General features: G+C 63.1%; 14 protein-coding genes. 7 read left to right on the plus strand and 7 right to left on the minus strand.

Translation table 11 applies throughout. The features are described from left to right. Positions 1 to 6 precede the first annotated feature (6 nt). The 3 genes from AC19YT_RS10400 to AC19YT_RS10410 form a co-directional block, all read right to left on the minus strand. Positions 7 to 774, minus strand: coding sequence for a uroporphyrinogen-III synthase (locus tag AC19YT_RS10400; RefSeq protein WP_500610194.1), 768 nt, complete (start codon positions 772 to 774; stop codon positions 7 to 9). Continuing rightward, positions 771 to 1,712 carry a hydroxymethylbilane synthase gene (hemC, locus tag AC19YT_RS10405; protein ID WP_095109222.1) on the minus strand — a complete coding sequence of 314 codons (942 nt, stop codon included), beginning with the start codon at positions 1,710 to 1,712 and terminating at the stop codon, positions 771 to 773. The genes AC19YT_RS10400 and hemC overlap by 4 nt, the downstream gene beginning before the upstream one ends. Before the next feature lie 137 nt (positions 1,713 to 1,849). Next, positions 1,850 to 2,596, minus strand: coding sequence for a LytR/AlgR family response regulator transcription factor (locus tag AC19YT_RS10410; RefSeq protein ID WP_095109223.1), 747 nt, complete (start codon positions 2,594 to 2,596; stop codon positions 1,850 to 1,852). 607 nt (positions 2,597 to 3,203) lie between these two features. Here AC19YT_RS10410 and argH point away from each other — a divergent pair. Beyond that, positions 3,204 to 4,598: an argininosuccinate lyase gene (argH, locus tag AC19YT_RS10415; RefSeq protein ID WP_095109289.1), complete on the plus strand. Its 1,395-nt coding sequence runs from the start codon at positions 3,204 to 3,206 to the stop codon at positions 4,596 to 4,598. 55 nt (positions 4,599 to 4,653) lie between these two features. Here argH and AC19YT_RS10420 read toward each other — a convergent pair whose 3' ends face one another. After that, complete coding sequence (locus tag AC19YT_RS10420) at positions 4,654 to 5,313, minus strand: glutathione S-transferase family protein (protein WP_500610195.1); 660 nt, start codon at positions 5,311 to 5,313, stop codon at positions 4,654 to 4,656. A 125-nt stretch (positions 5,314 to 5,438) separates the two neighbouring features. Between AC19YT_RS10420 and AC19YT_RS10425 the strand changes: the two genes are divergently transcribed. The 3 genes from AC19YT_RS10425 to AC19YT_RS10435 all read left to right on the plus strand — a co-directional run bounded on the left by AC19YT_RS10425 (position 5,439) and on the right by AC19YT_RS10435 (position 9,174). Beyond that, positions 5,439 to 5,726, plus strand: a complete 288-nt coding sequence (locus tag AC19YT_RS10425; RefSeq protein ID WP_095109225.1) for a hypothetical protein — start codon at positions 5,439 to 5,441, stop codon at positions 5,724 to 5,726. Between the two features lie 180 nt (positions 5,727 to 5,906). Beyond that, entirely contained in the window at positions 5,907 to 6,155 is a 249-nt protein-coding gene (locus AC19YT_RS10430; protein WP_095109226.1) for a TIGR02647 family protein, read from the plus strand. A gap of 169 nt (positions 6,156 to 6,324) precedes the next feature. Further along, positions 6,325 to 9,174: a class I adenylate cyclase gene (locus AC19YT_RS10435; protein WP_095109227.1), complete on the plus strand. Its 2,850-nt coding sequence runs from the start codon at positions 6,325 to 6,327 to the stop codon at positions 9,172 to 9,174. Between the two features lie 6 nt (positions 9,175 to 9,180). On the opposite strand, the gene rnk is transcribed toward AC19YT_RS10435, so the two are convergent. From rnk to cyaY, 3 genes are all read right to left on the minus strand, one after another. Then, complete coding sequence (rnk, locus tag AC19YT_RS10440; protein ID WP_095109228.1) at positions 9,181 to 9,594, minus strand: nucleoside diphosphate kinase regulator; 414 nt, start codon at positions 9,592 to 9,594, stop codon at positions 9,181 to 9,183. Between the two features lie 135 nt (positions 9,595 to 9,729). Continuing rightward, positions 9,730 to 9,960, minus strand: a complete 231-nt coding sequence (locus AC19YT_RS10445; protein WP_095109229.1) for a DUF1289 domain-containing protein — start codon at positions 9,958 to 9,960, stop codon at positions 9,730 to 9,732. 4 nt (positions 9,961 to 9,964) lie between these two features. Next, positions 9,965 to 10,297 (minus strand): iron donor protein CyaY, encoded by a 333-nt coding sequence (gene cyaY, locus AC19YT_RS10450; RefSeq protein ID WP_095109230.1) that lies wholly within the window; start codon positions 10,295 to 10,297, stop codon positions 9,965 to 9,967. Positions 10,298 to 10,536: 239 nt separating this feature from the next. On the opposite strand from cyaY, the gene lptM reads away from it, so the two are divergent. From lptM to dapF, 3 genes are read left to right on the plus strand one after another with little or no spacing between them, the layout of a single operon-like run. Next, entirely contained in the window at positions 10,537 to 10,695 is a 159-nt protein-coding gene (gene lptM, locus AC19YT_RS10455) for an LPS translocon maturation chaperone LptM (RefSeq protein ID WP_095109231.1), read from the plus strand. A 9-nt stretch (positions 10,696 to 10,704) separates the two neighbouring features. Beyond that, positions 10,705 to 11,952, plus strand: coding sequence for a diaminopimelate decarboxylase (lysA, locus tag AC19YT_RS10460; protein ID WP_095109232.1), 1,248 nt, complete (start codon positions 10,705 to 10,707; stop codon positions 11,950 to 11,952). 4 nt (positions 11,953 to 11,956) lie between these two features. Beyond that, complete coding sequence (gene dapF / locus AC19YT_RS10465; protein WP_500610196.1) at positions 11,957 to 12,787, plus strand: diaminopimelate epimerase; 831 nt, start codon at positions 11,957 to 11,959, stop codon at positions 12,785 to 12,787. Positions 12,788 to 12,794: the final 7 nt, after the last annotated feature.

The following is a 12,794-nucleotide window of genomic DNA, read 5'->3' on the forward strand; positions in this document are numbered from 1 at the left end:
TTTGTGTTAGAGAACGGCACCGGTCTCCCGCAACGCCGTTAGCAGAGCCGTGGCACTGGCACCACTGCAGTCCACCACTTGTCGGGCCCCGGCAGCTCGCGCCAACTCGGCGACCCGGGGGCTAGGCACGAACAGTGGCAGTTGCGCCAGTTCCGGCCAGGCCGCATCCGCCATTTGGCGCAGATGCAAAAAACCCTGTCCACTGCTGACCACCAGGCCGTTCAGGCGTTCCGCTTGAATTATCCGGGGCAATGTCGCGGGTTCGTAGTGCGGCAGGTAGCGGCGATACAGCTCCAGACCCTCGACACTAGCACCTTGCTCGCGTAAACGCTCAGTCAGCAGTTCGCGCCCGCCCTCACCCTTGAGAATCAACACCCGGGCACTGGGCCGTGAAACCGCCTCGACAAAGGCAGGCAACGCCAGCAGCGCCTCGCTGTCGTCGCCTTGCGCCGGGAAGCTCACATCGAGGCCGCGGTCGGCGAGAAGCTGCGCGGTGGCGGCGCCCACACTGAACCAGCGTGTTGCTGCAGGTGGCGTGGGCCAGGTCTGGTCAAGCAGCGCAATGCCCAGCCGGGCGGCGGGTTTGCTGACGACAATCACCGCACAATAGCGGTCGAGGCCGATCATCTGCTCGCGTTGTTGCACCGAAAGCGGCAGCGCCTCGGTTTCCAGAAGCGGCAGGCTGCTGCTGAACACACCGGCCTCGGCCAGCGTGGCGGCCAATGTCGCCGACTCCAGCTCAGGGCGGGTCAGCAGCAAACGCCAACCCTTCACTCGTGGCCCGCCTCACCGTAGACCGCTTGCAAGATGGCATCGGCGCCCTGTGCCAACAGGTCTTCGGCGACCTGCACACCCAACTGGGCGGCGGCGCTTCGCGGCCCGCGTACATCCGCCGTCAATAGCAGGCCACCATTGGGGTCGCCCACCAGGCCACGCAACCACACCTGCTCGCCTTCGAGCACTGCGTAGCAGGCGATGGGTACCTGGCAACCGCCGTTGAGGTGTTTATTCAGCGCACGTTCGGCGGTGACCCGCGTGGCGGTGTCGTGGTGATGCAGCGGCGCAAGCAACGCATGAATCGCGCTATCAGCGCTGCGGCATTCGATGCCCACCGCACCCTGGCCGCCGGCCGGCAGGCTGTCATCGACACTGATGGAAGAACTGATACGGTCCTCGAAGCCCAGGCGGATCAGCCCGGCCGCCGCGAGAATGATGGCGTCGTATTCGCCTGCGTCAAGCTTGGCCAGGCGCGTATTGACATTGCCCCGCAGGAAGCGGATCTGCAGGTCCGGGCGACGGGTCAGCAACTGGGCCTGGCGGCGCAGGCTGGAGGTACCGACCACGCTGCCCTGGGGCAGCGCATCGAGGCTGGCGTAAGTGTTGGAGACGAACGCATCGCGCGGGTCTTCGCGCTCGCAGATGCAGTACAGGCCCAGGCCTTCGGGGAAGTCCATCGGCACGTCTTTCATCGAATGCACGGCGATGTCGGCTTCATTTTCGAGCAGCGCGGTTTCCAGCTCCTTGACGAACAAGCCCTTGCCACCGATTTTCGACAGGGGTGAGTCAAGCAGCTTGTCACCACGGCTGACCATGGGCACCAGCGTCACGATCAGGCCTGGGTGTGCCTGCTCCAGACGAGCCTTGACGTATTCGGCCTGCCATAAGGCCAGGGCGCTTTTACGGGTAGCGATGCGGATTTCGCGAGAGGACATGGATCAATCCGTACTGAAAAGATACGGCAGATAATAACAGCTCGGGCAATGGCGCTTTGATTTGAATCAGGAACTGCGCGGCCTCCCTGGCCCCACTCGCCTGGCGATGAAGTGAAATATGCGCCGCAGGCCGCGAACTAAAGCTGTTGCATCATCTTGCGCACGCCCGCCACATGGCGGCGGCTGACGATCAGCGCGTCGCCATTCAAGCCCTTGAGGAACAGCTGGAAATGCCCCAGCGGTGTGCGCTGCAAGCGCTCGATGCGGTCGCGGGCCACCAACGCGTTGCGGTGAATGCGCACGAAGCGATCGCCAAACTCGTCTTCCAGCGCCTTGAGCGGTTCGTCCAGCAAAACTTCGCCGCCCTCGTGGCGCAAGGTCACGTATTTGTGGTCGGCAATGAAATAGATCACCTGGTCCAGGGGAATCAGCTCGATGCCTTTGCGGGTGCGGGCACTGATGTGGCTGCGTGGGCCGCTGCCCGTCTCGGCGGCGGGGCGGGTCAGGGCGGCCAGTTGCACGCGATTGGGCCGCTCAGCCTTCCTCAACGCCTCGAGCAGTAATTCGGCGCGTACGGGCTTGACCAGATACCCCACCGGGCTGCCCTGCAGCACGTCCAGGGCGAATTCGTCATAGGCCGAGCAGAACACCACCGCGGGGGGCGCTTCGCGCTCGCACAACCGGGCGGCGACCTGCAAGCCATCGAGGCCGGGCATGCGGATGTCGAGCAACACCACGTCCGGCCTGAGGCTGTCGATCAGTGCCAACGCCTCTTCGCCATTGGTGGCGCTGGGTTCCAGGACTGTATATCCCTCAAGCTCACTGACCATACGGCTCAGGCGCTCGCGGGCTAGGGGTTCGTCATCAACGATCAGGACATTCATATTGCGCTGGATTCCTGCGTGAGTCTCGCACAAGGATAGCGTAGACAGGTGAAGTGACGTCCGTCACGGCAACCCACGCTAAGACTAGCGCGAGAGCCAAAAAGTGCCGCGAGACAGGCACCAATATTTAACGGTGTCTGAGCAGCACCGCCCCAGGACCGGCCTGGCGCGGTGTCGTCGTAGGGATTGCCGATAAACACTATGAACACCCCCTCTTCTTATAGTCAGCTTCTACTCCGGGCGCACTGCCCACTACTTACGGGCAGGCAAGTCGATCAGAGCGCTTTCGGGCGACGGTGGCAAGAGCCGTTAGTTACCGGATAACACATGCCGTATTACACCGATCTATTAGTGCAACTGTAGACGTTCGCCAAGACGATATGGCTCATTTGAAAAATATCCTTTGATCCAAGCCTTAATATCACCACAAACATCCAGCGCCAGTAGGCCCAGTCTCTGCCCGCCGTCATTAGGCCGCAAGGCGACAAACACCTGGCGGGGCAAATAAATGAACCGGGCGACCAGTGTCAACGATAGCCTGGGCAACCCTGTTATTATCCGCGGCAACTTTCACGCCATCTTTCTTCAGCACATCACGAGCGAATTCATGAGCACTGACAAGACCAATCAGTCCTGGGGCGGCCGCTTCAGTGAACCCGTCGACGCCTTTGTTGCGCGTTTCACCGCCTCCGTCACGTTCGACCAGCGCCTGTATCGCCACGACATCATGGGCTCCATCGCCCACGCCACCATGCTGGCCAAGGTCGGCGTGCTCACCGACGCCGAACGCGACACCATCGTCGATGGCCTGAAGACCATCCAGGGCGAAATCGAGGCCGGCCAATTCGACTGGCGTGTGGACCTCGAAGACGTGCATATGAATATCGAGGCGCGTCTGACCGACCGCATCGGCATCACCGGCAAAAAACTGCACACCGGCCGTAGCCGCAACGACCAGGTCGCCACCGATATCCGTCTGTGGCTGCGCGACGAAATCGACCTGATCCTGGGCGAAATCACCCGCCTGCAAAAAGGCCTGCTGGAACAGGCCGAGCGTGAGTCGGGCACCATCATGCCCGGCTTCACCCACCTGCAGACCGCGCAGCCGGTGACCTTCGGCCATCACCTGCTGGCCTGGTTCGAAATGCTCAGCCGCGACTACGAACGCCTGGTGGACTGCCGCAAGCGCGCCAACCGCATGCCCCTGGGCAGCGCCGCGCTGGCCGGCACCACCTACCCGATCGACCGCGAGCTGACCTGCCAGTTGCTGGGTTTCGAGGCCGTGGGCGGTAACTCCCTGGACGGCGTGTCGGACCGTGACTTCGCCATCGAATTCTGCTCCGCCGCCAGCATCGCGATGATGCACTTATCGCGGTTCTCCGAAGAGCTGGTGCTGTGGACCAGCGCGCAGTTCCAGTTCATCGACCTGCCAGACCGCTTCTGCACCGGCAGCTCGATCATGCCGCAAAAGAAAAACCCCGACGTACCGGAGCTGGTGCGCGGCAAGACTGGCCGCGTATTCGGTGCGCTGATGGGCCTGTTGACCCTGATGAAAGGCCAGCCGCTGGCCTACAACAAGGACAACCAGGAAGACAAGGAACCGCTGTTCGACGCGGCCGACACCCTGCGCGATTCGCTGCGCGCCTTCGCCGACATGATCCCGGCGATCAAGCCCAAGCACGCCATCATGCGCGAAGCGGCCCTGCGCGGTTTCTCCACCGCCACGGACCTCGCGGACTACCTGGTGCGCCGTGGCCTGCCGTTCCGCGACTGCCACGAAATCGTCGGCCACGCGGTGAAGTACGGCGTGGACACCGGCAAGGACCTGGCGGAAATGAGCCTGGAAGAACTGCGCCAGTTTAGCGACCAGATCGAGCAGGACGTGTTTGCCGTGCTAACTCTGGAAGGCTCGGTCAACGCGCGCAACCATATCGGCGGCACCGCGCCCGCCCAGGTCAAGGCTGCCGTGGTTCGCGGCCAGGCGCTGCTGGCCAGCCGCTAAGCCTGGTGCTCGCGAGGTCGACCCGAAAATCGCCCTCGCGAGCACAAACCCCGCCTTACTTCTTGCTGTTGACCATCTCCAGAAAGGCCGGCATGCAGGCCTCTTTGTCAGCAGCAATGCGCTGCACATTCGGGTTCTGCTCCAGGCGCTCCAGCAAGGCCTGGGCCGCCGGCAATTCGGCCAGCAGGTCCAACCCGAACAACTTCTTGGCCACCCCACAGGCCAGCGGCACGCTGTAGAGAAAATACAGGTCCGCCACAATCAAGCCATCCCCCGCCACGTAGGGCGCAAAGCGGCCGTGCCGCGCCAGCGTCGCGATGCCCAGCAGCAAATCCTCCCTGGTTTTGTCCTTGATCGCCTGCGGCACCGTCATGCCTAAAAAAGCCTCGGTGTAGCAGGCGCGGGCGGGCAGTTCGATGTACAGCTCGATTTCCCGGGCCAGGGCCAGCACCTGGGCGCGCTGGAACGGCTCGGCGGGCAGCAGCGCGGTGCCTGGGTGGGCGTGTTCGAGGTATTCGAGAATCACGCTGGTTTCGTTGATGAAGCCTTGCTCCACCCCCAGCACCGGGATCTTGCCCCGTGGGCTGATGGCCAGGACCTGGGGTGATTGGCCGGAAAAGAACTGTACTTCCTCGAAGGGCAAGCCCTTCTCCAGCAGCGCCAGCTTGACCATGTTGTAGTAGTTACTGACGCAGAATCCATAAAGCTTGAGCATCGCAGAGCCTCCGGGCCGTACAGGGGTGGGCCGGGGTTGTTTATAGAACCTGGCGGCGGTTGTTGCCAGCAGCATCACGGCCTTGAATGCAGTTAAACTGCCCACTTTTCCTTGAGGAGCCTGCCATGAGCGAGCCAACCGATATCGACAACGACGAAGAAGCGTTCGCCGAAGATACCCTGATCCAGGCCATCGAAAACCAGATCGAAAGCGACAATCCGCCCGCCGCCAAAGCCACGTTCAACAAGCTGACCCTGGTGGGCTACGAACGCGACGAGATCCTCAACCTGATGGCCCACGTGCTGGCCGTTGAGATCGACGCAATCCTGGAAGAAGACCGTGCTTTCGATACCCAATGGTACGAAGCGGCCCTGCGTGCTCTGCCTGAGTTGCCGCCAGAAAAGAACGGATGAATGCAGCACCTGGCCCCCGCGCACGGGCCAGGCTGCCCCAGGTCAACGCAGCCCGCACATTTGCCGCCTACACTGCCTCCAGTCATTCACCAGGCAGCGCCGGTCAGTACTGGACAGCACGGGCAAGTGCGTTCACCTTAGGAGCCGCTGTCATCTATTCCTAGAAAGTCTGGAGTCCTTATGTCGTATACCCCTGAGCTGGTTGCCGAACTGGAAATCCTTGCACTCTTCAACCTGGACAGTTCCCAGGAAGGCCTGAAAATTCATCAGACCGCCGCCCCAACCGCCATCGCCGCCGCAAAACGCCTGTACGAAAAAGAACTGACCACCCAGCCCGATGGCGGTTACCTGACCAGCCTGGGGCGCGACGCTGCCGAGCACGCCCAAGGCCTGCTGACCATCCTGTCACCCGTCGAAGAAGCCGCATAACCCACCACCTGACGCCCACGGAATCGCCCGCCACGGGCGTTCCGCGGGAACATCCACCCGCCGCGCTGTAAATCTGGCGCCAGAAATAAAAATTCCGCTTAAAGCTCCCCACCCCCACGCTGTAGACTGGCCCCCGCCCGACACCTTTCACGTCCGCGCCCGGTGAGCCATGCCCCGCACCCATGAAATCCGCCCAGATCTGGACGAGGGAATCGACCGTAAGGTTCTGAGCCAACTGCGCGCGCGCTTTCTCACGCTCAATTCAGGTCGCCTGGCCCGCGCCATGGAAGGGCTGACGCCGCGCCAGCAATTGGTACTCAACCTGCTGCCGCTGTTTTTCCACGTCAACCACCCGCTGCTACCCGGTTACGTGTCCGGCAGCACGCCGGCGGGCCTGTCCAATTTCGAGCCCGACTCGCAAGCCCTGGCCGAAGCCCAACGCCTGACGCGCTCCTTTTCCTATAAACCGCGCCACGGCAACCCGCCGCGGCCCATCCATGGCCTGTTCCTGATGGGCAGCCTGGGCACCCTCGCCCAGGCCGACCAGAGCGACATGGACGTGTGGGTCTGCCACGCCCCGGACTTGAGCGAAAGCGAACTGAACGAGTTGCGCAAAAAATGCCAGCTCCTGGAAGCCTGGGCCGCCAGCCAGGGCGCCGAGGCGCATTTCTTCCTGATCGAGCCCAACCGCTTCGTGCGTGGCGAGCGGGATGCGCCCCTGAGTTCCGACGACTGCGGCACCACTCAGCATTACCTGCTGCTCGACGAGTTCTACCGCACCGCGATCTGGCTCGCTGGGCGCACGCCACTGTGGTGGCTGGTCCCGGTGTACGAAGAAGCGCGCTACGACCAGTACGGCCACACGCTGCTGTCCAAGCGTTTTATCCGCGCCGACGAGACCCTGGACCTGGGGCATTTGGCGCGAATCCCGCCGGGCGAGTTCGTCGGCGCCGGGCTCTGGCAACTCTATAAAGGCATCGAGTCGCCCTACAAGTCGGTGCTCAAGCTGCTGCTGATCGAGGTTTACGCCAGCGAACACCCCAAGGTCGAATGCCTGAGCCTGCGCTTCAAGCAGGCCGTGTTCGCCAATCGCCTGGACCTCGATGAACTGGACCCCTACATCGTCGTCTACCGGCGCATCGAGGAATACCTCACCGCCCGCGGCGAACCGCAGCGCCTGGAGCTGGTGCGCCGCAGCCTGTACCTGAAGGTCAACCGTAAGCTCAGCGCCAGCCCCGGCCAGCGCGCCAGCAGTTGGCAACGCGACCTGCTCGAGCGCCTGGCCGCGGAATGGGGCTGGGATTCGCGGCAACTGGCAATGCTCGACAGCCGCAGCCAATGGAAGGTGCGCCAGGTCAGTAGCGAGCGCCGGGCGCTGGTCAACGAGCTCAACTACAGCTATCGCTTCCTGACCCAGTTCGCCCGCACCGAGCAGACCGTCAGCCAGGTCAACAAACGCGAACTGAACATCCTCGGGCGCAGGCTCTACGCGGCGTTCGAGCGCAAGGCCGACAAGATCGAGTTCATCAACCCCGGCATCGCCCCGGACCTGGCCGAAGACACCCTCACGCTGGTGCAAGCAGCCCCTCGCAAAGACATGGGGCAACTCCACTGGAGCTTGTTCAACGGCAGCCTCAGCGCCCACGAATGGGAACATTTTGCCCCGATCAAGCGCAGCCGCGGCTTGCTGGAACTGCTGACCTGGTGCCACCGCAACGGCGTGATCGACAGCAGCACCCGCCTCGCCCTACACCCCGGCAGCAGCGACTTGAGCGAGTTCGAGCTGTTCAACCTGCTCGGCAGCCTCCAGCAAACCATTGCCTTGCCACTAATCGGCGTCAGCGAAGAGGCCTTGCTGCACGCCAGCAAGCCCAGCGAAGTGCTGATCCTGGTAAACGTCGGCATCGACCCGCTCAAGCAACACCGCGACCTGAACATCCTGATGACCACCGAGCGCACCGACTCGCTGAGCTACGCCGGGGTGCGGGAAAACCTGGTGCTGACCCTCGACCAAGTCACCCTCAACAGCTGGAACGAAGTGCTGGTCAATCGCTACGACGGCGCCCACGCGCTGCTCGACTGCCTGGGCGACTACCTCAACAACCTGCCCCAAGGCTCGCCGCAACCGCGCCTGCGGGTGCGCTGCTTCTGCCACAACCGCGCCCAGTTCATTGCCCGGCGTGTAGAAGAGTTGTTCGACACCGCGCAAAACCTGCTGCTCAGCCAGCTCAACCACCGCTATTTGATCCAGGTTCAGCAGCACTACCACGTGCTGGAGCTGATCCCCGGCCAGGTCAGCCACGTCGCCCTGCCCAGCCTGGCAGCGCTGCTCGATTACCTGGGGGAAGAACAACCGCGCTACAGCCCGCTGCACCTGGACCCGATGGCCCTGCAAGAGCACGACCTGGCGCTGATCCTGCCCATGGGCCTGCCCGATTGCATCCAGGTGTTCTACCGCATCGACGAGGCCCGGGCCGAGTTGTATGTGCTCGACGAACACAACGCCCTGTGGCAACAGCAACTGCCCTATCACGACGAACAGAGCCTGCTGGTGCCGCTGCAACGCTTCCTGAATTCCGTGGTGTTTCGCCGCGAGGCGTTGCTGCCGCTGGACGCCCCCCCGCCCCTGGCGGACCTGGACCTGCACTACTACCAGCTCCTGCCCTCGGGCAACGGCCGGGCACGGCGCGTCGAAGCACGACCAGCGCCGCAAACACCGATCAACACGGCGTTTTATGACGTGCAGGCGATCATCGGCAAGGGTGCGCCCGGGCAGGTGCAGGTCACCTTGTTTTGCGATCAACAGGAGTTTGGCGAGTTGGAGTACGGCGACCAGCTGTTCAGCGTGGTCGCCCGGCAGATCATCGGGCAGCGCCGGGAGGTGGAGCGCTACCGCTGCTATATCACTGACCTGGACCTCTCGGGCCTGCTCGGTGACGGGCCAAGCCCGAGCAATCTGTATCTGCGCTACAAGGCCGACCTGGAACGCGCACTCAACGATGCGCTGGACCAGGCCTGAGGCATATCAGAGCTCGAAATCGCCAGCGGCTTCAGGCTGGTACTCAACTTCGATCAATTCCAGCTTCAGGGTCTTGCCACCCGGTGCCGGCCAGTCTATGTGCTGGCCTGCCTGCAAGCCCAGCAGCGCGCTGCCGACCGGGGCCAGGATGGAAATCTTGCCTTCGTCGGCGTTGGCGTCCTTTGGATACACCAGGGTCAAGTGATAGTCCTTACCGCTGCCTTGCTCACGGCAGTGCACACGCGAGTTCATGGTGACGACGCCGGCCGGCACTTCCTCGTGACCAACCACGGTGTCGGCGCGGTCGAGTTCATCCTGCAACGCCGCGACGCCTGGAGTCGATTCGTCCAGGCTGTCAATCAGGCGCTCCAGACGTTGCACGTCGAGGCGGGTGAGAATGATGGAAGGTGCGGTGGTCATGATTCAGGCAGACTCCTTTTTTCTGCACAACAAAAGCAAAACCCCGCCAGGAATAGGCGGGGTTTTCACTGACCTCGGTGGGTTGAGGCGTACCCGGACACTACCACAGCTCAATAAATAAACAAGCCGTGGGCGTCAGCCGCACGGACCGGCGGCGCTGCGGCGGGTTGCCGCCTGGCCGCAGATCGCCCGGCGCCGCGCGTCGTCCGCCGAGCGCCATTCGCGGATGTCTTCGACATGGCGAAAGCAGCCGATGCAGACTTTCTGCTCATCCAGACGGCAAGTGCTGATACAAGGCGACGGCACCGCCGGGCTGACGTTGCTGAACAACGGCTTGGCGGGGCGGGCGGGGGCAGGCTGGGTCACGGTTTCACAGCCCTTCGAAATCGAGCTTGGCCCCGGCCTGCGCAAACACGATGCGCTCGAGCATTTCGCCCAATTGCTCTTCGCTCTTGTCGCACATCCAGCGCTCGCTCTCTTCGTCGTAATCGAAGTGGAAACCACCGCAAACCGCCGCGAGCCAGAGCTGGCGCAAGGGTTCCTGGCGGCTGAAGATCAACTGGCTGCCGCCCTCGAACTTGACGGTCAGCACACCGGCCGAACTTTCCAGATCTACATCCAGGCCACTCTCGTCGAAAATATCTTCCAGCGTCTGCTGGGTCGCATCGACCAGATCGTGGAAACGGGCTTCGGTCAAACTCATTGCGGCAACCTCAAAAAGTGTCTACTCACGCTCAAGCGCCGCAAGATACGGGCGCGCCCCGGCGATTGCAAAGGATACCGACCAGGCGCCCGGCAAGCGTATGAATTATCCACAGGCTGCGTGCGATCAATTTCCAGAACCTCGGCAAAGGCCCGCCAGACGGGTGCCCCACTGCATAGGCAAGGCGCCGGGTGGCCGGTATACTCCGGCGCAATTAACGCATTTTCAAGGATTTCGCCATGAAGCGCCTGATCTCTTCCCTTGCTGCGCTTGTCGCGGTTGCCTGCCTTGTTTCTGCCTGCGGCCAGAAAGGCCCGCTGTATCTGCCCGATGACAGCAAGACCCCTGAAGAACAGGCCAAGTCGCAATCGCAGTCACACAAGCACGACACCTACTAAGGGAACGCCATGGACGCTTTTAACTACCGCGACGGGCAACTGTTCGCGGAAGGCGTAGCCCTGTCCGCCATCGCCGACCGCTTTGGCACGCCGACCTACGTGTACTCCCGAGCCCACATCGAGGCCCAATACCTGGCCTACGCCAACGCCCTGAGCGGCATGCCGCACTTGGTGTGCTTCGCGGTCAAGGCCAACTCCAACCTGGGCGTGCTCAATGTCCTGGCGCGCCTGGGCGCCGGTTTCGACATCGTCTCGCGCGGTGAGCTGGAGCGTGTTCTCGCCGCGGGTGGCCAGCCCGACAAGATCGTGTTTTCCGGCGTCGGCAAGACCCGCGAAGACATGCGCCGCGCCCTGGAAGTGGGCGTGCACTGCTTCAACGTCGAATCCACCGATGAGCTCGAACGCCTGCAAGTGGTCGCTGCCGAGCTGGGTGTTCGCGCGCCGATCTCCCTGCGGGTCAACCCGGACGTCGACGCCGGCACCCACCCGTACATTTCCACCGGTCTCAAAGAGAACAAATTCGGCATCGCCATTGCCGACGCCGAAGACGTCTACGTACGTGCCGCGCAATTGCCCAACCTGGACGTGGTCGGGGTCGATTGCCACATCGGTTCGCAACTGACCACCCTGGCACCGTTCATCGACGCCCTCGACCGCCTGCTGGGCCTGGTCGATCGCCTCGGCGACTGCGGCATCTACCTGCGCCACATCGACCTGGGTGGCGGCCTCGGCGTGCGCTATCGCGACGAAGAGCCGCCGCTGGCCGAGTCCTACATCAAAGCCGTGCGCGAACGCCTCGATGGCCGCGACCTGGCCCTGGTGTTCGAGCCCGGCCGCTTCATCGTGGCCAATGCCGGCGTGCTGCTGACGCGGGTCGAGTACCTCAAGCACACCGAGCACAAAGACTTCGCCATCGTTGATGCAGCCATGAACGACCTGATCCGCCCGGCCCTGTACCAGGCCTGGATGGACGTCACCGCCGTGCAACCTCGCGCCACGGCCGCCCGCGCCTACGACATCGTCGGGCCGATCTGCGAGACCGGCGACTTCTTGGCCAAGGAACGTGAACTAGCCCTGGAAGAAGGCGACCTGTTGGCCGTGCATTCGGCCGGTGCCTATGGCTTCGTCATGAGCTCGAACTACAACACACGCGGCCGTTGCGCCGAGGTGCTGGTCGATGGTGACACTGCGTTTGAAGTGCGTCGCCGCGAGACGGTAGCCGAGTTGTTCGCCGGCGAAAGCCTGCTACCGGAGTAAAACCATGCTGCTGCGTTTTACCAAGATGCACGGCCTGGGCAACGACTTCATGGTCCTCGACCTGGTCAGCCAGCACGCGCACATCCTGCCCAAGCACGCCAAGCAATGGGGCGACCGCCACACCGGCGTGGGCTTCGATCAACTGCTACTGGTCGAAGCACCGAGCAACCCCGAGGTGGATTTCCGCTACCGGATCTTCAACTCCGACGGCTCGGAAGTGGAGCAGTGCGGCAACGGCGCGCGCTGCTTCGCCCGTTTCGTGCTGGACAAGCGCCTGACCACCAAGCGCCAGATCCGCGTCGAAACCAAAAGCGGCATCATCGAGCTCGACATCCGCAGCGACGGCCAGATCAGCGTTGATATGGGCCCGCCGCGCCTGGTGCCGGCCGACATCCCGTTCCAGGCCCCGGAGCAAGCCCTGAGCTACCCGCTGGAAGTAGACGACCAAACGCTGGACATCGCCGCCGTGTCCATGGGCAACCCCCATGCGGTACTGCGGGTCAATGACATCAACAACGCGCCGGTGCATGAACTGGGGCCGAAGATCGAACATCACCCGCGCTTCCCGGCGCGGGTCAATGTCGGCTTCCTCCAGGTTATCGACCGCCAACGCGCGCAACTGCGCGTATGGGAACGCGGCGCCGGGGAAACCCAAGCCTGCGGCACCGGCGCCTGCGCGGCTGCGGTAGCTGCCATCAGCCAGGGGTGGATGGATTCGCCGCTGTTGATCGACTTGCCCGGCGGGCGCCTGTCCATTGCCTGGGCAGGCCCCGGCGAGCCGGTGCTGATGACTGGCCCCGCGGTACGGGTATACGAAGGACAAGTGCGTCTTTGAACGAGCC

Source organism: Pseudomonas sp. MF08875 (assembly GCF_059862525.1).